The sequence below is a fragment of the Streptacidiphilus jeojiensis genome (assembly GCF_042510965.1).
GTDB lineage: Bacteria > Actinomycetota > Actinomycetes > Streptomycetales > Streptomycetaceae > Streptacidiphilus > Streptacidiphilus jeojiensis.
The window spans coordinates 130,743-154,685 of record NZ_JBEUKS010000018.1; the positions used below are offsets into that span (position 1 = coordinate 130,743).

The window sequence follows — 23,943 nt, forward strand, 5'->3', positions numbered from 1 at the left end:
GCTGGCCGCGGAGCGATGGTCCGATCTGACCTTTTTTCATACTTTCGACCGGCTGGGCGCGCTGAAGCGGAGGAAGGCCGTGGAAATCCCTCCCGTGACACTCTCCTCAGCAGGCACATTGTGGGCTTACCGTATGCGTCATGACCTCCCCTCGCGCCTACGACGGAGTCAGCTACTACGCTCCGTCCTTCGCTTCGGACACGCCGATCTACGACAGCCTGGTGGCTGAGCGGGGCGTCCCGCAGATCGCCCCCATCAATGTGCCTGCGGCCCTGCCGCCCGCCTACGACACCGGCTTCCGCTACGAGCCCGCCCAGCCGGCGATGCCGACGCCGCGGCTCGCCCTGGGCCCCGGGCCGAGCAGCCCCAGCTACGGGCAGCAGCAGTACGCGCAGCCCCAGTACGCACCGCAGCCGCCGGCCCCGCAGCCGTTCGCGCCGCAGCCCTTCCCCGGGCAGCGGTTCGCCCCGCAGCAGGGCATGCCGCAGCAGGCCGTGCCGCAGCAGCGCTACCCGGAGCAGTACGGCGCGCAGCCGCAGCGCCCGGTCGCACCGGTCACCCCGCTGCGCCCGGTGCAGTACCAGGAGTACCCGCAGCAGCGCGGCGGTTTCCAGGGGTTCTGACCGTCCGGGGGGACGTGCAGGTCATGGGGCCGGTCAGCCGTGGGCTGACCGGCCTCCGCTTATGGTTGGACCATGCGTTTGACTGATCTTCGGATCCATCCGGTGAAATCCTTCGCCCCCGTTCCGGTGCGGCAGGTGGAGATCGAGCCCTGGGGGCCGGCCGGGGACCGGCGCTGGATGGTCGTCGACGCGGCGGGGAGGATGGTCTCCCAGCGCGAGGACCCCAGGCTGGGGCAGATCACCGCGACGCTGCCGGAGCCGGGGGTGCTGCAACTGGCCTCGGACGGCCGGGTGCTGCGGCTGTCCGAGCCGGACGGGGCGCTGCTGCCGGTGTCGCTGTTCGGCCTGGGCTTCGAACTGGTGGACGCCGGGGACGAGGCGGCCGCCTGGCTGCGCAAGGTGCTGGGCCGGGAGCTGCGGCTGGTGCACCAGGACCGTCCCGAGCGCAGGCCGATGGAGGTCGTCACCAGCCTGGCGGACGGCTATCCGCTGCTGGTCACCAGCACCGCGTCGCTGGACGCGCTGAACCGGCTGATCGCGCGGGACCACCCGGAGGACCCGGTCAAGGGCGCCCCGGTGCCGATGGGCCGGTTCCGCAGCAACTTCGTGGTCGAGGGCGCGGAGGCCTGGGCGGAGACCGGCTGGCACCGGATCCGGGTCGGCGCGGTGGAGTTCGAGGTGGTCCAGCAGTGCGGGCGCTGCGTGATGACCACGCTGGACCCGGCCACCGGCGAGCGGCGCGGCCCGGAGCCGCTGCGGGCCCTGGGCAGGCACCGCAAGTTCGGCCGCACGCTGGGCTTCGGCATGCAGCTTGCCCCGGTGGGCACCGGGGTGGTCCGGGTGGGGGACGAGGTTGTGGTGCTCGCCGAGGGGCCGGTGCCCGAGCCCGAGCGACCGTTTGCTGTCTGAGTCGTTGAGAGGGGAGAGGGGCGCAGCGGGGTGCCGGAGCAAGTAGCGTGGTCGGGGCGAGGGGGGCGGCGAATCTCCATGGGAGCAGGCGTGGTCAGGGTGACGCTGGACGGGGCTTCCCGGTGGCGCAGGCGCTCCGGGGAGTACTCCACGATGTCCGAGGCCCTGGCGGCCGCCGAGGCCGGTGACACGGTCACCATAGGGCCGGGGGTGTTCCGGGAGAACGTCGTGGTCGACAAGGTGCTGACGGTGCGCGCCGCCGAGGGCCCGGGGACGGTCCGGTTCGAACCGCCGACCGGGACCGCGCTGACCCTGCTGGCCGCGGCGTCGGTGCAGGGGGTGGTGCTGGAGGGCCAGGACGGCTCGGCCCCGGCCGTACTGGTCGGCGGGGACGCGGAACTGACGGACTGCCGGGTGGTGACCAGGTCCTCGGTGGGGATCGAGGTCTACGGCGGGTCGCGCCCCACCGTGCGGCGCTGCACCGTGGACAACCCGGGCGGTCTCGGGGTCCGGGTCGCCGACGAGTCGGTGGCGCTGTTCGAGGAGTGCGAGGTGGTCGCCGCCGGCCAGACCGGTGTGGTGGTCCGGTCCGGCGCCACCGTGCGGCTGGAGCGGTGCCGGGTGCACCACACGGCCGGGGCCGGGCTGGTGCTCACCGGCGACGGCAGCGTGGTGGACGCGGTGGGCTGCGAGTTCTACGAGATCAACGGCAACGGGGTGCAGGCCGAGGACCGGGCGCTGGGGCGGCTGGCGGACTGCTCGGTGCAGCGGGTCACCGACAACGCGCTGGTGCTGGACAGCGAGGCCCGGCTGGAGCTGGCGGACTGCCGGATCCAGGAGGTCCCGGAGAACGGCGCCGATCTGCGCGGCCGCGCCCAGCTGCTGCTGGAGCGCACCACGCTGCGGTCCTTCGGCCGCAACGGCCTGTCGGTGTGGGATCCGGGCACCTCGGTGCGGGCGGTGGGCTGCGAGGTCCGCGACTCCACCGGCGACTACCCGGCGGTCTGGGTCAGCGACGGCGCCCAGGTGTCGCTGACCGACTGCCGGGTGCACGACGTCCCCGACGCCCTGTTCGTGCTGGACCGGGGATCGGCCGCGGAGGTGGTGGAGTGCTCCTTCACCCAGGTGCGGAACACCGCGGTCTCGGTGCGGGACGGCGCCACGGTGCGGCTGGACCAGGTCCGGGTGCAGGACGCCAACACCGGGCTGTGGTTCCGCGACCACGGCAGCGGCGGCCTGCTGACGGGCTGTGAGATCGCGGACGTGACCACCGGGGTGATCGCCACCCGCGGCGCGGACCCGGTGCTGCGGCAGTGCTCGGTGCGCGGCAGCGCCGAGGCGGCGGTCTATGTGTCGGCCGGCGGCCGGGGCACCTTCGAGGACTGCACCGCCACCCACGGCAAGGGCTTCGGCTTCCACGTCATCGACGGCTGCGCCACGGTGCTGACCCGCTGCCGGGCCGAGCAGAACGCCCGGGGCGGCTTCGAGTTCCCCGAGCCGGGCCCGGTCGCCGAGGGCTGCGTCTCCGACGACGCCAAGGCGCCGCCGACCGAGCCGGTGCGGGCCGTCTCCACCGTCTCGGCCTGGGAGGCCGCGGCGCCGGCGGTGCCGGCCGCGCGCAGCGAGGCCCTGGTGGACGCCACCCCGACGATCGCACCGCTGCCGGAGTGCCGCCCCGCCGACGTGGCGCTGGCCGAGCTGGACTCGCTGATCGGCCTGGACACCGTCAAGCAGGAGGTGCGCACCCTGATCGACCTGATCTCGGTGGGGCGGCGCCGCCAACAGGCCGGGCTGAAGGCCCCGTCGCTGCGGCGGCACCTGGTGTTCACCGGCTCCCCCGGCACCGGCAAGACCACGGTGGCCCGGCTCTACGGCGAGATCCTGGCGTCGCTGGGGGTGCTGCAGCGCGGCCACCTGGTCGAGGTGGCCCGGCTGGACCTGGTCGGCGAGCACGTCGGCTCGACCGCGCTGCGGACCTCCGAGGTGTTCCAGCGGTCGCTGGGCGGGGTGCTGTTCATCGACGAGGCCTACGCGCTGGCGCCCGAGGACGGCGGCCGGGACTTCGGCCGGGAGGCCATCGACACCCTGGTCAAGCTGATGGAGGACCACCGCGACGAGGTGGTGGTCATCGTGGCCGGCTACACCGCCGAGATGGAGCGCTTCCTGGCGTCCAACCCCGGCGTGGCGTCCCGCTTCTCACGCACCGTCACCTTCGCCGACTACTCGGCGGCGGAGCTGCTGGAGATCACCCGCAGGCAGGCCACCGAGCACGAGTACGAGCTGGCCGAGGACACCGCGCAGGCCCTGCTGGAGCACTACGCGGTCATCCCCAAGGGGCCCTCCTTCGGCAACGGGCGCACCGCCCGCCAGGTCTTTGAGACCATGGTCGAGCGGCACGCGGTCCGGCTGGCCCAGGTCGCCGAGCTGACCACGGAGCAGCTGCAGCTGCTGCTGCCGGAGGACCTGCCGGTCACAGCTGGGTCAGCAGTGCGTCGCGTTCCTGGATGAAGCGCGGGTCGGCGCGGTAGTCCGAGTGGGCGTTGATCGGGACCGGCAGCGGGTGCTGCTGGTCCCGGTCGAAGACCAGCGGGTCCACGAACGGCGGCGCGTCCACCGGCTGCGCCCCCTCGGGGACGGCCACCCGGACCGGTCCGCCGATGGGGTCGGTGATCCGGAACAGGTTGCGCCAGTAGGGGGCGTCCGCGTGCAGCCGGGACAGGTCCTCCGGGCCGGTGAAGCCGGGGAAGAAGCGGCTGTAGAGCCGGTGCAGCGGGCAGCCGTAGGTGAGCAGGGCGACCCGGGCCCGGGTCGCCGGGTCGAGCTGCCAGACCGCGGCGGCGGCCAGCACCGTGCCCTGGGAGTGGCCGGAGACCACCAGTCGGCGGGTCGGGTCGTCGTCCAGCCAGGTGCGGATGCGCCAGTCCAGGTCGGGGACGGCGCGCTCGGCGTAGCAGGGCGGCGCGAAGGGGTGCGCGGCCCGCGGCCAGAAGGTGCCGATGTCCCAGAACACCCCGACCGTGCGCCGGGTGGTGATCTGCTTGTAGGCGGCTCGGCCGACGGCCACCAGCATCAGCACGAACGCGCCGACCAGCCAGCCGCCCACGGACTGCAGCGTGGTGGCGGCGTAGGAGATCACGGTGGGGTCGCCGTGGGCGGCCAGCGAGGGCGTCCGTCCGGTCGCCAGCGCCCCCGCCACCGAGCCCGCGGCCAGGGCGAAGGCCAGTGCCGCCAGGGTGCCGATCAGCACCGGTCCGGCGTCGGTGAGCCGGGCCTTGGCGAGTGCTCCGGCGATCTGCGCGGTGCGGGTGGCGGCGGCGTCGCCCTCGACGTCGTAGGCGGCGTTCACCTGCGCCTTCAGGGCCGCCTTCTGACGCACCATCCGGACCCCCAGGGTGGCCAGCAGCGGCAGCAGCAGCACCGCCAGCAGCGGCACCCCGCTGCTGTGCCAGACCAGCAGCAGCGGCGGCCCGGGGACGGTGACGCCCAGGGTGCCCTTGCCCATCAGCCACTGGGCCGCCCAGACGGTGGCGCCGGCGGTGAGCAGATTGCCCAGCCCGGCGCCCAGCATCGCGGTGGCCGGGCCGGCGAAGCCGCGCAGCGCCGGACCGTCCGGCCCGCCGAACCGGACGTCGCCGTCGGGCACCGGGCGGAACGGGCCGGGGACGGTGATGTCCTGCCGCTGCTCCGGCAGCGGCTGCTGCTTCCCCTTCAGCAGCCGCACGGCGAGGACCAGCACCACCACCAGCGCCAGCTGGACCAGGCAGAGCACCGCGAACAGCCCGGCGGCGCCGGGCAGCCGTCCGGCCGAGTGCCAGCCGTGCCGGGCCCAGGCGGCGTAGAGCACGGTGAGTCCGAGCAGGGCCAGCGAGGCCCAGTGCAGCGCGCGCATGGCGAGGTCGTCCGGCCGGTCGTCCTGCTCGGACTCGCTGCGGCTGCTGGTCACCAGCGCGGTGACCACCCCGCCGGCCAGCAGCACCAGCAGGGCCAGCAGGATCCAGCCGGGGACGGCCAGCGGTCCGCCGGTGGAGCGGTCGTAGTCCAGCACCGGCAGCAGCAGCGCCAGGTCGGCGGTCAGCAGGCCGGCGGCGACATGGGTCATCCGCAGCCGGCGGACCAGCCGCATGCCGTACCAGAAGCCAGGCATCTCCATCGGCGCGATGTCCTCGCGCTTCCCGGCCGCGGCCGGGCGCTGGGACTCGTAGCTGGTCCAGGTCAGGTGCGAGAGCCACCACAGCACCGCGACCAGGCCCCCGGGGACGGCGCTGGCCAGGGCGAGCCGCCGTCCCGGCTGGCTCCACCAGCCGCCGTGGGCGGCGGAGAGGAAGCCCAGCCAGCTGTGGTGCGCCGCGCAGCCGGCGGTGCCGGCGCACTGCCAGGCGGTCAGGTCCAGCGCGGTCTCGCAGGCGGCGGCGGTGAGCAGCACGGTCAGGCTGACCGCGGAGAGGCGCACCGCCATGTCGTAGAGGCCCTGGGCCCGGGCGGTGCGCGGGGCCGGCGGCCGCATCCAGTGGGCCAGGTTGGCGAACATGAACGGGAGCAGCAGCAGCCACAGGGCGCGCATGGAGCTGCCCGAGGTCAGGCCGGCCCAGGAGTAGGCCTCCTCGACGGCCCCGCCGCGGTAGCGGTCCGGCTCCTCCTCGGCGTGCCGGTCGCTCCAGCGGCGGTAGGTTCCGGCCACGGTGTCGCCGGTGAGCTGGACCAGGTGCGGGTCGGTCAGCATGGCCTCGGGCGTGGTCCCGCCGACGCCGTGGACCAGCAGTTCCAGGGCGATCGCCGGCCCCCCCGGGGCGGCCTGCCGCCGCTGTGCGGGCAGCGCCTGCGCCTGCTGTGCCTGGTCTGTCATGGTCGCCCCCGGGTCGTCCGATTTCCGCTGCCGAGCAGCATCCCGCCAAGTGTGCTGCCCGCGCAGCCGGATGCGCATGCCTGCGGCGCCGACGGCGTGCGAGGATAGCGGGAAAATCACTGGATCGGTGAGGGGCACGGGTGGCCGAGAACAGCAATCTCCTGGCGGAGCAGCGGCGCGCTCTCATCCTGGACGAGGTCAGGCGGCGCGGCGGGGTCCGGGTCAACGAGCTGACCCGGCGGCTGAACGTCTCGGACATGACGGTGCGTCGGGACCTGGACGCGCTGGCCCGCCAGGGCGTGGTGGAGAAGGTGCACGGCGGGGCGGTGCCGGTGCTGGAGGCCAGCACCCACGAGCCGGGCTTCGAGGCCAAGTCGGCGCTGGAGCTCACCGCCAAGGAGGACATCGCCAGGGAGGCCGCCCGGCTGGTGGTCCCGGGCAGTGCCATCGCCCTGTCCGGCGGGACCACCACCTTCGCGCTGGCCCACCACCTGCTCCAGGTCGAGGGGCTGACCGTGGTGACCAACTCGGTCCGGGTCGCCGACGTGTTCGAGAACGCGCTGCGGCACGGTGCCGCGCCGGCCACCGCGGCGACGGTGGTGCTGACCGGCGGGGTGCGCACCCCCTCCGACTCGCTGGTGGGCCCGATCGCCGACCGGGCGATCCGCTCGCTCCACTTCGACCTGCTGTTCCTGGGCAGCCACGGCATCTCGCTGGAGGCCGGCCTGTCCACGCCCAACCTGGCCGAGGCCGAGACCAACCGCAGCTTCGTCGCCTCGGCGCGCCGGGTGGTCGCGGTCGCGGACCACACCAAGTGGGGCACCGTGGGCCTGTCCACCTTCGCCTCGCTGGCCGAGGTGGACACCCTGGTCACCGATGTCGGGCTGCCGCTGGAGATCCGCTCGGCGGTGTCCGAGCAGGTCCGCGAGGTGATCATCGCCGGCGATCTGGTGGCCGAGTCCCAGCCCGAGTGACTTTTTTGACGGCGCGTCAACTAGACTGCTCCCCTTATCTCCTGGGCGATGGGGGGACCATGGCGAAGCGCCTGCGTCCGGTCACGGCGGAGTTCCTGGCGGAGGCACCGAACCGGCTGGTGTCCACCGCGCGGCTGCGGGCCGAGCCCGGCGCGGTGTTCGCGGAGCTGACCGACGACGCCTCGACCTGGCCGCTGTGGTTCCGCGAGGTCCGCTCCGCCGGCTACACCGGCCCGCCCCCGTACGGCGTCGGCGCGGGACGGGCGGTGACGCTGCGCGGCGGCGCCCGCTTCGTGGAGAGCGTGGTCGCCTGGGAGGAGCCGTCGGACGGCGGTCCCGCGCGTTTCGTCTACCGGGTCGAGGAGACCAATGTCCCCGGTGTCCGGGCCTGGGCCGAGGAGTGGCTGCTGACCCCCGCCGCCGGGGGCGGTACCGAGCTGCGCTTCACCATCGCCGTCGACGCCGCCCCGGCGGTCCGCGCCGTCCTGCTGCCGGCCCGGCCGGGCGTGGCCCGTTCGCTGCGCCGCGCCGCCGCCCGGCTCGACGCCCGCTGCGGCGTCCGGGCGGACTGAGCACCGGACCGAGCATCCGGGCCGACTACGCGGACCGGCTACTCCTTCCAGACCCCGCTCTCCAGGAACCCGTCGAGCGCCGCCTGGTAAGGGCGGATGTCGATGGCCTGCTGGGCCAGCCAGTCGTCCGAGTAGTACTTGTCCAGGTAGCGGTCGCCCGGGTCGCAGATCAGGCCGACCACGCTGCCGCGCTCCCCCGCGGCCAGCATCTCGGAGATGATCTTGAAGGCGCTCCACAGCCCGGTCCCGGTGGACCCGCCCGGCTTGCGGCCCATCGCGCCGTCCAGCACCCGGATAGCGGCGATCGAGGCGGCGTCCGGGACCTTCATCATCCGGTCGATCGCCCCGGGGATGAAGCTGGGCTCCATCCTGGGCCGTCCGATGCCCTCGATCCTGGAGCCCTTCTCGCAGGAGACCGAGGAGTCACCGCTCACCCAGCCGTCGAAGAAGCAGGAGTTCTCCGGATCGGCCACGCAGATCCTGGTGTCGGCCTGGGTGTAGTGGACGTAGCGGGCCAGGGTGGCCGAGGTGCCGCCGGTGCCGGCGGTGGCCACGATCCAGGTCGGGACCGGATACCGCTCCAGGCGCAGCTGGGCGTAGATCGACTCGGCGATGTTGTTGTTGCCGCGCCAGTCGGTGGCCCGCTCGGCATAGGTGAACTGGTCCATGTAGTGGCCGCCGGACTCCTCGGCGAGCCGGGCCGACACCTCGTAGATGGTCCGGGTGTCCTCGACCAGGTGGCAGCTGCCGCCCTGGGCCTCGATCAGGCTGATCTTCTCGCAGCTGGTGGTACGCGGCATCACCGCCACGAAGGGCACGCCGATCAGCTTGGCGAAGTACGCCTCGGAGACCGCGGTGGAGCCGCTGGAGGCCTCCACCACCGGCCGTCCGGGCCTGATCCAGCCGTTGCAGAGCGCGTAGAGGAACAGCGAGCGGGCCAGCCGGTGCTTGAGGCTGCCGGTGGGGTGGGTCGACTCGTCCTTGAGGTACAGGTCGATGCCCCACTCCTCGGGGAGCGGGAACCGCAGCAGATGGGTGTCGGCCGATCGGTTGGCGTCCGCCTGGACCTTGCGCACGGCCTCCTTCAGCCAGGCCCGGTATTCGGCGTCGCTCCGGTCCACATCCACGGTCTTCATTCGGCTGCTTTCTTTTCCGGAATTCCCGGTCCACCGGGCGCTCCCGCGCATCGTAGCCGTGGGGCCATTCCCGATTTTTCTTGGAATATGCCATACGGCGGCGCATGTTCCGCAACTCACCGTGCCCGGGCAGTTACGCTGCGACCCACAAGCGTGCAGCATGGACCCGAGGTCGCCCGCGCGTTGCGAATGCCATCGAACGGGGTGATTCTGGACATGTCTCGGAATGTAGCCACGTGGTGACTCTGCGCGGTTGTCTCATCGGGCGTGGAGTCGGTCTCCAGCGAAGCAGGAGGAATCGACGCGTGATGGAGTCTGACAAGCAGTACGAACTGAGGCTCACAGCGGAACCCCAGCGCCTCGCGGTTGTCCGCAGGATCGTCATGGCGCATCTGCGCCACTGGAAGATGGCCGAAGCCGTCGACCTCTGCCTGCTGGGTGTCACCGAACTGCTCGCGAACGTCCACCGGCACGTCGGCCCCGACGCGGAGTGCCTGCTGCGGCTGAGCTGCGGCGCGGACGGTCTGCTGCGCTGCGAGGTCCACGACACGAGCACGGCCCTGCCCCGGGTGCTAGCGCCCGACGAGGAGGAGATCAACGGCCGGGGCCTGGCCCTGGTCGCCGCGCTCAGCGCGGACTGGGGCGCCCAGGTCGAGGAGGCCGGCAAGGTCGTCTGGTTCGCCCTGGAGACCGCTCCGCAGCCCGCGGAGGTTCCGGCCGAGGCACCTGCGCCGGCACCGCTGCGGATCGCCCCGCTGCAGGTGGCCTGGACCGGCCCGACCCCGCCGTCCCGCTCGCTTGCGGCCTGCGCACCGGGCGCCGGCACGTCGATGCCCGAGGGCGGGAAGCAGCGGGGCCGGGAACCGGTCCGGTTGCGGGCCTGAGCCCGCGAGGGTGAGGCTGCGGGTCCGGCGGATCCCCCAGGGGGCCGCCGACGGCCCGCAGCACCTCCGGCGGTGCGCCGGTCACACTCCGTCCCTGGGGGCCGCCTTCTCGAAGGGCGACTCGGGCAGGGCGGTGAGCAGGTCGTAGCGCTCCCGGTACTCGAACTCGTCGATCTGGCCCTCCGCGTAGCGGCGGTTGAGGGTGTCGATCGGCGAGGGCGCCGGGGCCTGCCGCGGCGCGAAGGCGGCGCCGAACTCGGCGCGCGGGCCGCGGAACCGGCGGCCGCCGAAGACGACCTTGCGGACGAACACGATGGCGGTGATCCAGAACAGCGGGACCAGCAGGATCCACGGCCCGGGGCCGCCGTTCCAGCCGTCCGCCAGCAGGGTGGTGTGCATGTCGGGCTCCTCGGTTGCGATCCGTCGGCCGCCGCGGTGCGGCGACCCACTACCGAGAATCGCGCCGAAGGGGGGTCCGCGGCGTCGTGCCGGGGCGGGCACTCGCCCTGCTCCCCCGGGAGTACGCGGGCGGGTTCAGCCCTGCTCCCCCAGCACCGCCAGCGGGTCGTCCAGCAGCGGCGTCCAGGCGAGTTCGGCGGCCCCGGCCAGCTCGGAGCGGTCCAGCGCGGCCGCGGCGATCGGGATCCGCCCGCAGCGCCCCCAGTAGGAGCGCTCGGCCACCACCCGGGCCAGCCGCTCCGGGACGGCCGCCAGCAGCGCGTTGTGGAAGGCGCCGAGGACCACCCGGTCCGGGTTCAGGATGTTGATCACACCGGCGATGCCCAGGCCGAGCCGGTCGACGACATGCTCCACCGCGGCGCGGGCCCGCGGGCGCCCGGCGGCGGCCTCGGCCAGGATCTCGTCCGTCTGCTCGAACAGCGGGCGCGACGGGTCGGCCTCGCGGCCCGCGGCGGCGAGCAGGGCGCTGGGGTCGGCCTCGACGTCCAGGCAGCCCCGGCTGCCGCAGGGGCAGCGGCGCCCGCCCGGGTCCACCAGCACCTGGCCGACCTCCAGGGCCAGCCCGGCGCTGCCGGTGTGCAGCCGTCCCTCCACCACCAGCGCGCCGCCCACGCCCCGGTGGCCCGAGGTGACGTAGAGCAGGTGCCGGGAGCCGCGTCCGGCGCCGTGCCGGTGCTCGGCCAGGGCGGCCAGGTTGGCGTCGTTGGCCACGTCCACCGGCAGGTCCAGCCCGGCGGCGGCGGTCTCCTGCTGGAGCAGGTCGGCCACCGGGGTACCGGACGGCCAGTCCAGGTACATCGCCGCGACCGCGACCCGCTCCGGCAGCGCGACCGGGGTGGGGACGGCCAGGCCCAGGCCGACGCAGCGGCGCGGGTCGGCGGCGATCCGCCGGGCCGCCTCGGCGACCACGGCGTGCAGCACCCGCTCCGGGGTCGCCGGCTGCGGAAGCGGGAAGTCCTCGGGCGTGTCGAGCACTCCGCCGAGGGTGGCCAGGGCGATCGAGAAGCCGTCGGCGTGGATCTGGGCCGCCAGCACCACCGGTCCTGACGGATCGACAGCGAGCCGGTGCGAGGGCCGGCCGCGGGTGCCGCCGGCCGGGCGGGCGTCCACCGTGATCAACCCCAGCGCCTGCAGTTCGGCGGTGACGGCGCCTGCTGTGGCCCGGGTGACACCGAGCTCGCCGGTCAGCACGGAGCGGGTCGGCGCCGCCCCGGTGTGGACGAGGGCGAGCGCCGGACCCAGGGCCGCACGGCCCCGCTCGGGACTTGTGTGAGTTGGCTGCACGCTTCTATTCTGACTTTGTGCCGCAAATAAACAAAACACCTGCCAGTACCTCCGGCACCACCGACACCCCACGGACCACCGGGAACACCGGTGGCGGACGGCTCAGCGCCTGGCCGCCGGTCCGGATCGCGCTCACCGCCTTCTTCGCCCTCGACGGCTTCCTGTTCGCGGGCTGGGTGGTCCGCATCCCCGCCATCAAGTCCGCCGTGCACGCCTCCGCCGGGGAGTTGGGGCTGGCCCTGCTCTGCGTCTCGGTCGGCGCGGTGCTGGTGATGACCTGGGTCGGGCGGCTCTGCCTGCGCTTCGGCAACCACCCGGTGACCGTCGCCTCCGCCGTGGTGCTCTGCGCCTCCGTCGCGCTGCCGCCGCAGGCGCACTCGGTGTGGTCGCTCGGCGGTGTGCTGCTGCTCTTCGGCGCCGGCTACGGAGCGGTGAACGTCGGCATCAACAGCGCCGCCGTCGACCTGGTCGCGGCGGCCCGACGCCCCGTCATGCCCGCCTTCCACGCCGCCTACAGCCTCGGCGGCCTGATCGGCGCGAGCCTGGGCGGGCTGCTCGCGACCCACCTGTCGCCGGCCCGGCACCTCGGCCTGATGGCCGTCTTCGGACTCGCCGTCACCGTCGCGGCGGGGGTGCCACTGGTCCGGCACCGGGTCACCGCCCCGGAGGGTCCGACCGCGGCCGAGCCTTCGGCCGAGTCCGCGCCCACGTCCGCCGCGGTCCGCGGTCCGATGCTGCTGGTGCTGCTGCTGGGCGTGGTCGCGCTCTGCGACGCCTACGGGGAGGGCGCGCTCGCCGACTGGGGCACCCTGCACCTCAGCGCGGACCTGCACGCCACCGCCTCGGTCGCGGCCGGCGGGTTCGCCGCGTACTCGCTGGCGATGACCGCCGGACGGCTCAGCGGCACCCGGCTGGTGGAGCGTTTCGGCCCGACCCGGGTGCTGGTCACCGGCGCCGCGGTGGCCAGCGGCGGGATGCTGGTCGCGGCGCTCAGCCCGTGGCTGCCGCTGGTCCTGGCCGGATTCCTGCTGGTCGGACTGGGTCTGGCCAACATCTTCCCGCTGGCGATCGACCGCGCAGGGGCCCTGAACGGGCCCAAGGGTGTGGCCACGGCGTCGATGCTCGGCTACGGCGGGATGGTGCTGGGGCCGCCGATCATCGGCTTCCTGGCCCAGGGCGTGGGTCTGCCGACGGCGCTGGTCTCCGTAGCGGTGCTGGCCGGGTTGGCCGGGGTGGCGGCACTGGTGGTGCGGCGCGCTGCGGGGGCAGCCGAGGGGTAGCAAGGTGCGGCGGGGTGCATGGCTGGTCGCGCAGTTCCCCGCGCCCCTGCCCCCAGGGGCGCGGGGAACTGCGCGGTCAGCCGACTACGGTCCGCACCTTGCTACCCCACCGGATCCGCCGCACCCGGTTCCTTCGGCAGTCGCAGGTCCCAGCCGATCAGCGCCACCAGTTCCTCATGGGTGATCCCCGCCGGAATCGGCTTGGGGGCCACCGTCCGGATCGGCGGCTGCCAGCCCTCCGCAGGAGTGAAGCGTCGAACGACGCGCGCGGGCGCGCCCGCGACCACGCTGTGGTCCGGCACCTCCCCCCGCACCACCGCGTTGGCCGCGACCACGACATTGCGACCGATCACCGCCCCCGGCAGGATCACCGCACCGGTGCCGATCCAGCTGCCGGAACCGATGGACACCGCCTCGTTCCGCGGCCACTGCTTGCCGATCGGCAGCTCGGGGTCGTCGTAGGAGTGGTTCTCGTCGGTGACGTAGACCCCGGGCCCGGTCCAGACGTCGTCGCCGAAGGTGATCGAGTGGTGGCCGACGATATGGCTGTCCCGGCCGATCACGCAGCCGTTGCCGATCCGCACGATCGGCTCCGGGCCCAGGTCCAGTCCGGGCAGGAAGCCGGCCGACATCGAGACGCCCTCACCGATGATGCAGTGGGTGCCCAGATGGATCCACTGCTCGTTGAAGACCGAACCCAGCGGGAAGGTCAGCCGGGTGCACTCCCCGATGGCGCCGAAGCGCAGCCGCCCGGGGCGGTCGGCGCTGACCGAGCCCGCCTCCTGGATCCACTGCCAGCCCAGGTGCACCAGCGAGGTGGCCGCCCGCCGGGCGCGGGTCCGCGCGGCGGCGACGGTCTTCTCGGCGAAGGACGGCATCAGCATCGGCATGCGGACACGGTAACCGGAGCGACCGCGCTTGATCCTCCCGGGGTTACCCGCGGGTTCGGTCAGCCGTAGAGCGACTCGTGCAGCGGGAGCCAGGTCGCCCCCGCGCAGCGCCGGGCCACCTCGTCCCGCTCCACCCACTCCGCCGCGGCGCACTCCGACCCGGGGTCGGGGCTGACCGGTGTGCCCCGGTGGTCCAGCCGGACCACGTGGAAGGCCATGAACCCCAGCGCCGGGTAGGCGTAGTCGGCCGGCGGGGTTCCGAATATGGTGATCTGCTGCCCGCCGAAGAACTCCACCTGCTCGGGCAGCACCACCAGCCCCGCCTCCTCCGCCAGTTCCCGGATCGCCGCCTGCAACGGCGACTCCCCCGGGTCCAGGTGCCCGCCGGGCACCTCCCAGCCGCGCCCGGGCCGGTCCACCAGGGTCAGCAGGGTCCGCCCGTCGGCGTCCAGGGCCAGCACGAACGCCGTGGAGGCCTGGTACCCCTCCGGCACGGCGGGCGTCCGGACCACGTCCATCCGGTGCGGCAGCGGGATCCAGGGCACGGTCAGCGTCGAGAGCACGGTCGTCGTCATGACCGGCATCCTCGCAGCAGCGGCTGTGCCGACCTCCCGTCGGGTCAACGCCGGGCTCACTCCGCCCAGTTGGGGGGCCGCCGCTCCAGGAAGGCGCGCATGCCCTCGCGGGCCTCGTCGGAGCCGAAGAGCAGCGCGGACTGGGCGACCATGGACTCGCCGTCGCGTGCGAAGGTGCGCAGGACGTCGGCGGTGACCAGGCGCTTGGTCTCGGCCAGGCCCTGCGGGGAGGCCAGCCGCAGCGCTTCCAGCAGCGGCTCCAGCGCCGCCGCGGTGTCGTCGGCGACCTCGGTGAGCAGCCCGATGCGCTGGGCCTCGGCCGAGTCGAAGACCGATCCGGTGAGGTACCAGCGGGCCGCGCCGCGCGGGTCGAGGCGGGGCAGCAGCGCCAGCGAGATCGCGGCGGGGGCCAGTCCGAGGCGCACCTCGGTGAAGGCGAAGGTGCCCTTGGGCCCGGCGACGGCCAGGTCGCAGGCGCCGACCAGACCCAGGCCGCCGGCCCGGACATGGCCGTCCACCTGGGCCAGGACCGGCTTGGGTAGTTCCACGACGGCCCGCATCGCGGCCACCAGGCGACGCGGGTTGGCGGTGGGGTCGCCGTTGGTGGCCTCGGAGAGGTCGGCCCCGGCGCAGAAGGTGCCGCCGGTGTGGGTGAGCACCACGGCCCGGACGGACGGGTCCTTGGCCGCGTCGGCGAGCCCCTGTTCGAGCTCGGCGACCAGGGCGCCGGAGAGGGCGTTGCGGTTGTGCGGCGAGTCCAGGGTGAGGGTCGCGACGGCGCGGTCCACGCGGTAGCGGACCAGCGGCTCGGTGGCGGTCATCGGCTTCTCCTCGGAGGGTGGCGGTACTGCCTGGTGACGTTACCGCGCGTCCGGTCGCAGCCGCCGACCCACCTGCCGCTACCAGATGTAGATGTACTTCCCGTAGCTGTTCTTGGCCGGGTTGACCGTCATGCACTGGCTGCTGTCCGCCGCGTTCTGGGAGACCGTGGTGCTGGGGACCGTGCCGGACTTGGGCAGGGTCTTGGCGTAGTCGGTTCCGGTGCTCCAGTCAGTGCCGATGACCAACGTGAGCTTGGTCGCGGTGCTGGACCCCTTGAGCTCCGCCGACTGGAGTCCCAGCGCCGACGCGACGGCCTGTGCCTCGGCCTTCTGGCCCGAGGGGTAGGTGAGGGTGGTCGCCGTCGCCGTGACGTCGGTGGTGTCCACCGTGGCCTTGCTGAAGCCCTTGCCGTTCAGGTACTTGGTGATCGCCGTGCCGCGGCCGTCGACGGTGCCGCCGTTCCGCACCGCGAGGTCCACCTTCGACTTGTCCACCGCGGCCGCGGCGGCACTCGCACTGGCGGAGGCGCTCGCCGCGGCCTCCTTCGCGGCGGAGGCGCTGGCGGCGGCACTCGCACTCGCCGTCTTGGAGGTGCTGGTCGAGGTGAGCGAGGTGTCGTTGCGGATCATCGAGAAGAGCTTGTACGCCTCGCTGGTGGGCTGGACGTGCGCCGGGTCGGAGGCGATGTAGGAGAACGGCATGGTGGTCATGGTGATGTTCTTGGTGGGCACCTTGTTGATGTCCACCGCGAGCGCCGCCAGCTTGGAGATGCTGGCGATCTCGTTGCTCACCGTGAGCGCCTTGGTGGCGGCCTCGGCGAGCGCGTCCACCTTCAGCGGGTTGGCTATGGTGTTGGCCGACTTCAGCTTGCGTATCAGCGAGTTGAGGTAGAGGTGCTGCGCGTGGGTGCGGCCGATGTCGGTGCCGTCCTCGAAGGCGTGCCGGGTGCGCAGCCACTCCAGGGCCTGCACCCCCTTGATGGTGGTAGTGCCGGCCTTCAGTTTGAGGTGTGACCCGTCGGTGTCCTGGACGTTCTCCTTGGTGCACACCGGGACCCCGCCGACCGCGTCGGCCATCTGCACCACGCCGGAGAAGTCCACGGTGATGTAGTGGTCGATGCTGATGCCGGTCAGCTTCTCCCAGGTGCCGACGGTGCAGCCGGCCCCGCCGTGCTCCATGCTGTCGGTGATGATGTCGTAGCTCGCGGCGTACGACTTGGTCCCGGTGGAGTCCTTGCAGGCGGGAATGGAGACCTTGGTGTCCCTGGGGATGCTCAGCACCGTGGCGTTGCTGCGGTCGGCGGAGACGTGCAGCAGCATCTCGACGTCGGCGTGGCCGTACCCGGTGTCGCCGCAGGCGCCGCCGAGCTTGCAGTCCGCCGCGCTGGAGCGCGAGTCGGTGCCCAGGATCAGGATGTTGATCGGCTTCTGTCCCGCGGCGTTGGCCTTGGGCTTGGCCACCGTCACCGTGCTGGTGTTCAGCGCACCGTGCTGGATGTTCTTGTTCAGGTGCTGGTAGTAGGCGTAGCCCCCGGCCGCACCGACCACCAGCGAGACTCCGAGCACCCCGGAGGTCCAGCGCAGCACCCGGACCGAACGGCGGGCGCGCTTGCGGCGGTTGCCCCGGCGCCCGCGACCGCGGCCGGAGGGCGCGTCCTGGTCGTGCGGGTGCGTTCCTTCGTCGGGGTCGGCCTGGTCGTGCGGGTGCGCTTCGTCGTCGGCGGGGAGGTGAATCGGCATCGGCATGGGAGTCTTTTCGCCGTCGGTGTTCCGGTCCTGGATTTTGTCGGTGAGCAGCGCGACATGGGCACCGCTCCGGAAACCATAGGCGATGAATTGACCCGGGGAAGCTTAGAGTTTCCCGTGATTTCGCTCCCTTTGCCTTTCGAGTGAGATGGCATTGAAATGTAATTCAGCTGGAACTCACAGCTGAATGCCACAGCATCCTGCCGTGACCACCATTGCAACCGTCGCCGCACCGGCCCTCCCGGAACCCCGGGTCCGCCCGCGGTACGCCCGTCCCGCGCTCCTGCTGATCGCCGCCCTCGCGGCGCTGCTGTACAGCTGGGACATCGGCGACTCCGGGTACCACGCCTTCTACGCCGATGCCGTCCGCAGCATGTCGCTGAGCTGGAAGGCGTTCTTCTACGGCTCCTTCGACCCGAGCAGCTCGGTCACCCTGGACAAGCTGCCCGGCTACCTGTGGCCACAGGCCCTGACGGTCCGTCTGCTGGGGTTCCACACCTGGACCCTGCTGCTGCCCCAGGCGGTCGAGGGCGTGCTCTCGGTGCTGGTGCTGCACCGTGCGGTACGGCGCTGGACCGGAGAGGGCGCCGCCCTGGTGGCGGCCGCCGCCTTCGTGGTGACCCCGACGGTGGCCGGGCTCTTCCGTACCGTCACCGAGGACGCCCTGTTCACCCTCCTGCTGCTGCTGGCCGTGGACGCGGTGCAGCGGGCGGCCAGCACCGCTCGGCTGCGCCCGCTGCTGGCAGCAGGGGCCTGGATCGGTCTCGGCTTCCAGGCGAAGATGATCGAGGCCTGGGTGGCGCTGCCGGTGTTCGGCCTGGTCTACCTGGTGTGCGCGCCGACCCGGCTGCGCCGGCGGCTGCTGCACACCGCGGCGGCCGGGGTACTGGCACTCGCCGTGTCGCTGTCCTGGATGACCGCGGTCAGCCTGACCCCGGCCGCCGACCGGCCGTACGTGGACGGGACCACCGACAACTCGGTGTTCAGCATGGTCGTGGGCTACAACTTCCTCAGCCGCTTCGGCGGCCTCGGCGTGAACGCGGCCAGCACCGGCAGCGTCACCGCCGGCGTCGGCCACGACGCGGGCTCGACCGCGACCGGCACATCGGCCGGCACCAGCGGCGCGGCCCGCACCGGGACCCGGGCGAAGGCCGGTACCGCGGACCGGACCGAGCGGGTCGCGGCCGCGTCCCAGGACCGGTCCGGCTGGTCCAAACTGTTCGTCAAACCCCTCGGCTCACAGGTCGGTTGGCTCTACCCGTCAGCGCTGGCGGGTCTGGTCCTGGGCCTGTGGCGGCGGCGCGGGCGGCCGCGCACCGACCGGCAGCGCTCCGGCCACCTGCTCTGGGGCGGCCTGGCCGGCGTCTTCCTGCTGGTGTTCAGCGCCGGCGCGGTCGACGGCCACACCTACTACCTGGGGGTGGTCGCCGCGCCGCTCGCCGCGCTCACCGGCGCCGGGTCCACGCTGCTGCGGCGCGCCCACCGGGCCGGCGGACGGGCCGCGCTGGCGCTGCCCGTGACCGTGGCGGCCGGCCTCGCCTGGGCCTTCGCGGTCTCCCGGGAGTACCCCGGCTTTCTGCCCTGGGCCTGGCCGTCCGCGCTGGCCCTGGGCCTGCTGTCGGCCGTGCTGCTGCTGTGGGAGCGGCTGCGTCCGGCGACGCTGCGGCCGGCGGCGGCCCGCCGGATCGCCGCCCTGGGCCTGGCCGCGGCGCTCGCGGCCACCCTGGTCAGCCCCGCCGCCTGGTCGGCCAGCGTGCTCTCGCACCGCTACGGGCACTCCTGGCTGGGCACCGTCGGGGCGCCCGCGCTGAAGTCCACCGGAGCGCACGCCACCAGCGGCAGCGGCGTCTCCGCCACGCTGACCAGGAGGCAGCGCGAGCTCTACGCCTATCTGACCGCGCACCGGGACGGCGCCGAGTACCTGATGGCCGTGGAGAGCTGGCAGCAGGCCACCCCCTACATCCTCGCCGAGGGCGCCTCCGTGCTGGCCGTCGGCGGGTACACCGGCCTGGCCCCCACGCCCACCGCCGCGCAGTTGGCCTCGCTGGTGGCCGAGGGCAAGGTCCGCTACGTCCTACTGCGGCACAGCGGCCACCGGACCGCTCCGCGAGCCTCCGTCAGCACCTGGGTGCATACGAACTGCACCCTGGTCCCGGCCGCCGGTTACGGCGGGAGGTCCACAGGGGGCTCAACGGATCTGTACAGCTGTTCAAACCATTTCTAGGCGGATCCACAGAATCGGAAATGCCCCTGCCAGCCGTTCTTAATAGTTTATAAAGAATGGATCCATACCTTCAGGGACATGCCGATGATCAATCCGCCGCGGCGCGTCTCCGTACTGGCCGACTCGGACAGCCGCTGGAAGTGGGGGGCCGCCCTGGCCCGAAGAATCGCCCCCGAGGCGACGCTGGACGCCTACTTCCTGAACGGTCGGGCCACGCCCACCGAACGGCAGCTGGCCGAGGTCGGCGTCGTCCCCGACTCCTCCTGCGAGGTGACCGTCGCCGAGTTCCTCGCCGACCCCCGGGTCGCCGAGGCGGACGTGCTGATCCTCGCCCTGGTCGGCGGGGGCGCACAGGCACTGCTGCACGGAACGGCGCGGGCCTGGTCCGCGCTGCCCAGCCGACCCGTTGTCATCACCGGCTACGTCGGAGTCGTCTACGAGAAGCTCACCGACGGACTGCTGCTGCGGGCCGGCTCCGACATCGTGCTCGCCAACACCACCGCGGACGCCGAGCGCTTCCGCGAGGTGCTGGCTGGGGTCGGCGCCGACCCGGGGAGCGTGGTGGAGACCGCCCTGCCGTTCCTCGGCGGCGAGCAGTACGTGCCTGCCCCGGATTCACGCCGTTTCACCGTGTGCTTCGCAGCGCAGCCGTCGGCTCCGCGCAGCAGATCGGCCCGGCGGGCGCTGCTGGAGCGCGCCGCCCAGCACGCCCGGCGCTACCCGGACCGCGACGTTCTGGTGAAACTGCGCAGCCTACCCGGCGAGCAGACCACCCATGTCGAAGACTTTCCTTACCAACGGCTGCTGCACGAGCTCACCATCCCTGCCCCGTTCAACCTCGACCTGGTGTACGGGCACATGAGCGACGTACTGGACCGCACCGACCTGCTGGTCACGGTCAGCTCCACGGCCGCGCTGGAGTCGCTGCACCGCTCCATACCCACGGCCGTGCTCACCGACTTCGGCGTCCGCGAGCCGCTGGGCAACCACTACTTCATCGGCTCCGGCTGCCTCACCTCCTGGGACGAGCTGGACGCCGGGATCGTCCCGGTCCCCGACCAGCAGTGGCTGCGGCGGCACGGGGTGATCGCCGACCAGCCCTACCTGGCCCTGCAGCAGCGGATCAGCGAGCTCCGCAGCCTCCCCGAGATGCCCTCGCTGGTGCCCTACTACTCCGAGTCGCGCGCCAGCGGCTACCAGCCGGCGCTGCTGCGCCGCTACGGCCTGGATCCCAAGGGCGCACCGCTGGTCGAGGCGCCGCCACCGGACGCCCGCTCCGGAGCGCTCACCCGAATCGTCCGCCGCACCGTCCGCCGTTCCGCCCGCCGCTGCTACCGGCTGGGTGCCCAGCGGGTGGCGCCCGTCATCCGCCGCTGGGGGCAGCTGTGACCCTTGACCAGCCCGAGAACCATCCTGCCGAGAACCATCCTGCCGAGAACCGTCCCGCCGACGTGCCCGACGGCCGTCCCGACGTCCTGGTCGTCATCCCCGCCCGCGGCGGCTCCAAGGGCGTCCCGGGGAAGAACCTGGCGCCGGTCGGCGGGGAGCCGCTGGTGGCCCGCGCGGTCCAGGCCTCGCTGCTTGCCCGCCGCACCACCCGGGTGGTGGTCTCCACCGACGACGCCGGGATCATGCGGGCGGCCGGCGCCGCCGGGGCCGAGGTGGTCCGGCGTCCGGCCGACATCGCCGGGGACACCTCCAGCAGCGAGAGCGCGGTGCTGCACGTCCTGGACGAGCTCGCCCGCAGGGAGGGCCTGGACCCGGAGGTGGTGGTGCTGGTCCAGTGCACCAGCCCGTTCCTGACGCCGGAGGAGATCGACGGCGTGGTCGCGGCCGTGCTGGACGACGGCGCCGACTCGGCGCTGACCGCCGCGCCGTTCCACGGCTTCCTCTGGCGCACCGACGGCCGGGGCGCTCCCTCCAGCCACGGCGTCAACCACGACCACGCCCACCGGCCCAGACGGCAGGACCGCCCCGAGGACCTGCTGGAGACCGGCGCCGCCTACGCGATGCGGGCCAGGGGCTTCCGGGCCGCCGGGCACCGCTTCTTCGGCAACGTCGCGCTGGTGCGCACCGATCCGGCCCGGGTGCTGGAGATCGACGAACCGGACGACCTGGTCCGGGCGCAGGCACTGGCCCCGCTGTTCGTCGACCCGGCCGCCCTCGAACCGGCGCTCCCGGAGCCGCTCGCCCCGGTGCGGCTGCCCGGCCGCGAGGACATCGACGCCGTGGTGCTGGACTTCGACGGCACCCAGACCGACGACCGGGTCTGGATCGACGCGGACGGCCGGGAGACCGTGGCCGTGCACCGCGGCGACGGCCTGGGCGTGGCCCGGCTGGTCCGCGCCGGGCTGACCGTGCTGATCCTCTCCACCGAGGCCAACCCGGTGGTGTCGACCCGGGCCCGCAAGCTCAATGTCCCGGTCCTGCAGGGCATCGCCCGCAAGGACCACGCCCTCGCCCTGTGGGCCGAGACCCATTCGATCGACCTCAGGAGGGTCCTCTACCTGGGCAACGACGTGAACGACCTGTCCTGCTTCAGCCTTGTCGGCTGGCCCACCGCCGTCGCCGACGCCCAACCAGAAGTGCTGGACCGCGCCCGCACCGTGACGGAACGTCGCGGCGGCCACGGCGCAGTCCGCGAAATAGCCTCCTGGCTCCTTGGAAAGGAACTCCTCCACCCATGATCACCAACCGCACCGACGCCAAGCCGGTCGAGACCAAGCTCGCGGACACCACCCGGCTGCGCCCCCTCGGCGACAAGCTGGCCGGCCCCGGACAGCCCGTCTACGTCGTCGGCGAGATCGGCATCAACCACAACGGCGAGCTGGACAACGCCTTCGCGCTGATCGACGCCGCCGCCGACGCCGGCTGCGACGCGGTCAAGTTCCAGAAGCGCACCCCGGAGATCTGCACCCCGCGCGACCAGTGGGACATCGAGCGGGACACCCCCTGGGGCCGGATGACCTACATCGACTACCGGCACCGGGTGGAGTTCGGCGAGGACGAGTACCGCGCCATCGACGCGCACTGCAAGAAGCGCGGCATCGCCTGGTTCGCCTCCCCCTGGGACGTCCCCAGCGTGGACTTCCTGGAGCAGTTCGACCAGCCCGCGTTCAAGGTCGCCTCGGCCAGCCTCACCGACGACGAGCTGCTGCGCCGGCTGCGCGAGACCGGCCGAACGATCATCATCTCCACCGGGATGTCGACGCCCCGTCAGATCCGGCACGCGGTCGAGGTGCTGGGCAGCGAGCGCATCCTGATGTGCCACACCACCAGCACCTACCCGGCCCCCACCGACCAGCTCAACCTGCGGATGCTGGAGACCCTGCGCCGCGAGTACCCCAACGTGCCGATCGGCTACTCCGGCCACGAGATCGGCCTGCAGACCACCCTCGCCGCGGTCGCGCTCGGCGCCGTCTTCGTCGAGCGGCACATCACCCTGGACCGCGCCATGTGGGGCTCGGACCAGAGCGCCTCGGTGGAGCCCGGCGGCCTGGAGCGCCTGGTGCGTGACATCCGCGTGGTCGAGGCGGCCCTGGGCGACGGCGTCAAGAAGGTCTACGACGCCGAGCGCGCCGCCATGGCCAAGCTGCGCCGGGTGCCGGGCAACCTCAGCGCCCTGCCCCAGCAGCGCGGCAACGAGGACAGCACCGGCCCGCAGACCGCAGAGTCGGCAGTCGCGTCGTGACCCCACCCGCGCTCGCGCTGGTGGAGAGCCCGGCCCAGCTGCTGAACGTGCTGGAGTGGGCTCTCGGTGACCGCCGCGGGGCGGACGAGGGGCCGGTGGCCGTCGCCGTGCTGCTGCCCCAGGACGAGCCGACCCGGCGTCAGCTCGCCGCCGTGTCCGGTCTGGCCCGCTCCGCCGGGCTCCGGGTGAGTGCGTACGAGGTGCGCGGCAGTGCCGCCGCCCTGGCCGGCTGCTGCGCCCTGCTGGCGCCGCGGCTGGCTGGGGCCCGCCGGCTGATCCTGGGCGACCCCTTCTCCCGGCTGGTGCAGCTGCTGCTGCCGCTGTCGCCGGCCAGGGAGCTGGTCCTGGTCGACGACGGCACGGCGACCCTGGAGCTGTCCGAACTGCTGCTGGCCGGGCGCCCGCTGGTCCGCTGGCACCGCAGCGGGGCGGCCCGGGCCTCCGGCGCCGCCGACCGGACCACCCGCCGGCTGCTGCCGCGCCGGGGGCACCGGTTGGAGCTCTTCACCGCCATGAGCGGCCCGCTGGAGCTCCCCCCGGGCACGGCGACGAGCTCCAACCAGTACAGCTGGGCGCGCGAACGGTTCGGCCCGCCCACCGTGCTCCCGCTGGTGGACCTGGCCGGCTGCTCGCTGGTCGAGACCGGTCTGATCACCGCCGCGCGTTACGTCGAGGGGGTGGCCCAACTGGCCCGCCGGCTCGGCGTCTCCCGCTACCTGGCGCACCGCCGGGAGGAGCCGGAGAAGCTGCGGCAGCTGGAGCTGGCGGCTGAGCTGGAGATCGTCCAGCCCCGGCTGCCACTGGAACTGGCCGTACTGACCGAGCCGGTCGGCGGCACGGTGCTCAGCTTCCCGTCCACGATCCTGCACACCCTGCCCAGGATCCTGCGGGGCCACCCGGTCGAGATCACCGCCTGCGAGGAGATCCGCGGCTGGCTGCGCCCCGACGCCCCGGCGCACGCCTCGGCCTTCCTGCACCGGGTCACCGGACTCACCGCAGTAGACACCGCAGCGGTCAGGAGGCCGCACTGAT

At 73.1% G+C, this 23,943-nt stretch carries 20 protein-coding genes; 12 read left to right on the top strand and 8 right to left on the bottom strand.

Annotation, left to right across the window (positions count from 1 at the left end; genetic code table 11):
• Window positions 1-140: 140 nt before the first annotated feature.
• The 3 genes from ABUW04_RS35915 (at window position 141) to ABUW04_RS35925 (ending at window position 4,040) form a co-directional block, all read left to right on the top strand.
• On the top strand, window positions 141-623 hold the full coding sequence (locus ABUW04_RS35915; protein WP_030260868.1) for a DUF6643 family protein: 483 nt from the start codon (window positions 141-143) through the stop codon (window positions 621-623).
• Between the two features lie 72 nt (window positions 624-695).
• Window positions 696-1,532, top strand: a complete 837-nt coding sequence (locus tag ABUW04_RS35920; RefSeq protein WP_380568581.1) for an MOSC domain-containing protein — start codon at window positions 696-698, stop codon at window positions 1,530-1,532.
• Between the two features lie 78 nt (window positions 1,533-1,610).
• Complete coding sequence (locus ABUW04_RS35925; protein WP_380568582.1) at window positions 1,611-4,040, top strand: right-handed parallel beta-helix repeat-containing protein; 2,430 nt, start codon at window positions 1,611-1,613, stop codon at window positions 4,038-4,040.
• Here the strand turns inward: ABUW04_RS35925 and ABUW04_RS35930 are convergent.
• Window positions 4,003-6,375 (bottom strand): hypothetical protein, encoded by a 2,373-nt coding sequence (locus ABUW04_RS35930; protein ID WP_380568583.1) that lies wholly within the window; start codon window positions 6,373-6,375, stop codon window positions 4,003-4,005. The genes ABUW04_RS35925 and ABUW04_RS35930 overlap by 38 nt on opposite strands.
• 140 nt (window positions 6,376-6,515) lie before the next feature.
• Here ABUW04_RS35930 and ABUW04_RS35935 point away from each other — a divergent pair, with 140 nt between their 5' ends.
• Window positions 6,516-7,349 carry a DeoR/GlpR family DNA-binding transcription regulator gene (locus tag ABUW04_RS35935; protein WP_030260858.1) on the top strand — a complete coding sequence of 278 codons (834 nt, stop codon included), beginning with the start codon at window positions 6,516-6,518 and terminating at the stop codon, window positions 7,347-7,349.
• Between the two features lie 59 nt (window positions 7,350-7,408).
• Window positions 7,409-7,921 (top strand): SRPBCC family protein, encoded by a 513-nt coding sequence (locus tag ABUW04_RS35940; protein WP_030260855.1) that lies wholly within the window; start codon window positions 7,409-7,411, stop codon window positions 7,919-7,921.
• A 38-nt stretch (window positions 7,922-7,959) separates the two neighbouring features.
• Here the strand turns inward: ABUW04_RS35940 and ABUW04_RS35945 are convergent, their stop codons facing one another.
• Window positions 7,960-9,057: a PLP-dependent cysteine synthase family protein gene (locus ABUW04_RS35945; protein ID WP_380568584.1), complete on the bottom strand. Its 1,098-nt coding sequence runs from the start codon at window positions 9,055-9,057 to the stop codon at window positions 7,960-7,962.
• A 308-nt stretch (window positions 9,058-9,365) separates the two neighbouring features.
• Between ABUW04_RS35945 and ABUW04_RS35950 the strand changes: the two genes are divergently transcribed.
• Entirely contained in the window at window positions 9,366-9,941 is a 576-nt protein-coding gene (locus ABUW04_RS35950; RefSeq protein ID WP_380568585.1) for an ATP-binding protein, read from the top strand.
• 81 nt (window positions 9,942-10,022) lie between these two features.
• Here ABUW04_RS35950 and ABUW04_RS35955 read toward each other — a convergent pair whose 3' ends face one another.
• The gene (locus ABUW04_RS35955; protein WP_030260848.1) at window positions 10,023-10,340 is read right to left on the bottom strand and encodes an SHOCT domain-containing protein; all 318 of its coding nucleotides are present in this window, start codon (window positions 10,338-10,340) and stop codon (window positions 10,023-10,025) included.
• Between the two features lie 135 nt (window positions 10,341-10,475).
• Window positions 10,476-11,684 carry an ROK family protein gene (locus tag ABUW04_RS35960; protein WP_380568586.1) on the bottom strand — a complete coding sequence of 403 codons (1,209 nt, stop codon included), beginning with the start codon at window positions 11,682-11,684 and terminating at the stop codon, window positions 10,476-10,478.
• Between the two features lie 17 nt (window positions 11,685-11,701).
• Here ABUW04_RS35960 and ABUW04_RS35965 point away from each other — a divergent pair, with 17 nt between their 5' ends.
• Entirely contained in the window at window positions 11,702-12,964 is a 1,263-nt protein-coding gene (locus tag ABUW04_RS35965) for an MFS transporter (protein WP_380568587.1), read from the top strand.
• Between the two features lie 101 nt (window positions 12,965-13,065).
• Here ABUW04_RS35965 and ABUW04_RS35970 read toward each other — a convergent pair whose 3' ends face one another.
• The 4 genes from ABUW04_RS35970 to ABUW04_RS35985 all read right to left on the bottom strand — a co-directional run bounded on the left by ABUW04_RS35970 (window position 13,066) and on the right by ABUW04_RS35985 (window position 16,996).
• Window positions 13,066-13,848 (bottom strand): acyltransferase, encoded by a 783-nt coding sequence (locus ABUW04_RS35970; protein WP_380568611.1) that lies wholly within the window; start codon window positions 13,846-13,848, stop codon window positions 13,066-13,068.
• A gap of 65 nt (window positions 13,849-13,913) precedes the next feature.
• On the bottom strand, window positions 13,914-14,429 hold the full coding sequence (locus ABUW04_RS35975) for an NUDIX hydrolase (RefSeq protein WP_380568588.1): 516 nt from the start codon (window positions 14,427-14,429) through the stop codon (window positions 13,914-13,916).
• 56 nt (window positions 14,430-14,485) lie between these two features.
• Window positions 14,486-15,250, bottom strand: a complete 765-nt coding sequence (locus tag ABUW04_RS35980) for an enoyl-CoA hydratase family protein (protein ID WP_380568589.1) — start codon at window positions 15,248-15,250, stop codon at window positions 14,486-14,488.
• Window positions 15,251-15,328: 78 nt separating this feature from the next.
• The gene (locus ABUW04_RS35985) at window positions 15,329-16,996 is read right to left on the bottom strand and encodes an LCP family protein (RefSeq protein ID WP_051726138.1); all 1,668 of its coding nucleotides are present in this window, start codon (window positions 16,994-16,996) and stop codon (window positions 15,329-15,331) included.
• Window positions 16,997-17,201: 205 nt separating this feature from the next.
• Here ABUW04_RS35985 and ABUW04_RS35990 point away from each other — a divergent pair, with 205 nt between their 5' ends.
• The 5 genes from ABUW04_RS35990 to ABUW04_RS36010 all read left to right on the top strand — a co-directional run bounded on the left by ABUW04_RS35990 (window position 17,202) and on the right by ABUW04_RS36010 (window position 23,942).
• Window positions 17,202-19,220 carry an ArnT family glycosyltransferase gene (locus ABUW04_RS35990; RefSeq protein WP_380568590.1) on the top strand — a complete coding sequence of 673 codons (2,019 nt, stop codon included), beginning with the start codon at window positions 17,202-17,204 and terminating at the stop codon, window positions 19,218-19,220.
• Between the two features lie 78 nt (window positions 19,221-19,298).
• Complete coding sequence (locus ABUW04_RS35995) at window positions 19,299-20,609, top strand: DUF6716 putative glycosyltransferase (RefSeq protein ID WP_030260829.1); 1,311 nt, start codon at window positions 19,299-19,301, stop codon at window positions 20,607-20,609.
• Between the two features lie 62 nt (window positions 20,610-20,671).
• On the top strand, window positions 20,672-21,907 hold the full coding sequence (locus ABUW04_RS36000; RefSeq protein ID WP_380568612.1) for a cytidylyltransferase domain-containing protein: 1,236 nt from the start codon (window positions 20,672-20,674) through the stop codon (window positions 21,905-21,907).
• Window positions 21,904-22,911, top strand: a complete 1,008-nt coding sequence (locus tag ABUW04_RS36005) for an N-acetylneuraminate synthase family protein (RefSeq protein ID WP_051726136.1) — start codon at window positions 21,904-21,906, stop codon at window positions 22,909-22,911. The genes ABUW04_RS36000 and ABUW04_RS36005 overlap by 4 nt, the downstream gene beginning before the upstream one ends.
• Window positions 22,908-23,942 carry a hypothetical protein gene (locus tag ABUW04_RS36010; RefSeq protein ID WP_380568591.1) on the top strand — a complete coding sequence of 345 codons (1,035 nt, stop codon included), beginning with the start codon at window positions 22,908-22,910 and terminating at the stop codon, window positions 23,940-23,942. Before ABUW04_RS36005 ends, ABUW04_RS36010 begins: the two co-directional genes overlap by 4 nt.
• Window position 23,943 lies beyond the last annotated feature (1 nt).

What these genes read in the sequence shown, in the direction of transcription:
- ABUW04_RS35915 (WP_030260868.1), top strand. Translation starts at nt 141, where the DNA reads ATGACCTCCCCTCGCGCCTACGACGGAGTCAGCTACTACGCTCCGTCC.
- ABUW04_RS35920 (WP_380568581.1), top strand. Translation starts at nt 696, where the DNA reads ATGCGTTTGACTGATCTTCGGATCCATCCGGTGAAATCCTTCGCCCCC.
- ABUW04_RS35925 (WP_380568582.1), top strand. Translation starts at nt 1,611, where the DNA reads ATGGGAGCAGGCGTGGTCAGGGTGACGCTGGACGGGGCTTCCCGGTGG.
- ABUW04_RS35930 (WP_380568583.1), bottom strand. Translation starts at nt 6,375, where the DNA reads ATGACAGACCAGGCACAGCAGGCGCAGGCGCTGCCCGCACAGCGGCGG.
- ABUW04_RS35940 (WP_030260855.1), top strand. Translation starts at nt 7,409, where the DNA reads ATGGCGAAGCGCCTGCGTCCGGTCACGGCGGAGTTCCTGGCGGAGGCA.
- ABUW04_RS35945 (WP_380568584.1), bottom strand. Translation starts at nt 9,057, where the DNA reads ATGAAGACCGTGGATGTGGACCGGAGCGACGCCGAATACCGGGCCTGG.
- ABUW04_RS35950 (WP_380568585.1), top strand. Translation starts at nt 9,366, where the DNA reads ATGGAGTCTGACAAGCAGTACGAACTGAGGCTCACAGCGGAACCCCAG.
- ABUW04_RS35955 (WP_030260848.1), bottom strand. Translation starts at nt 10,340, where the DNA reads ATGCACACCACCCTGCTGGCGGACGGCTGGAACGGCGGCCCCGGGCCG.
- ABUW04_RS35970 (WP_380568611.1), bottom strand. Translation starts at nt 13,848, where the DNA reads ATGCTGATGCCGTCCTTCGCCGAGAAGACCGTCGCCGCCGCGCGGACC.
- ABUW04_RS35975 (WP_380568588.1), bottom strand. Translation starts at nt 14,429, where the DNA reads ATGACGACGACCGTGCTCTCGACGCTGACCGTGCCCTGGATCCCGCTG.
- ABUW04_RS35980 (WP_380568589.1), bottom strand. Translation starts at nt 15,250, where the DNA reads ATGACCGCCACCGAGCCGCTGGTCCGCTACCGCGTGGACCGCGCCGTC.
- ABUW04_RS35985 (WP_051726138.1), bottom strand. Translation starts at nt 16,996, where the DNA reads ATGCCGATGCCGATTCACCTCCCCGCCGACGACGAAGCGCACCCGCAC.
- ABUW04_RS35995 (WP_030260829.1), top strand. Translation starts at nt 19,299, where the DNA reads ATGCCGATGATCAATCCGCCGCGGCGCGTCTCCGTACTGGCCGACTCG.
- ABUW04_RS36005 (WP_051726136.1), top strand. Translation starts at nt 21,904, where the DNA reads ATGATCACCAACCGCACCGACGCCAAGCCGGTCGAGACCAAGCTCGCG.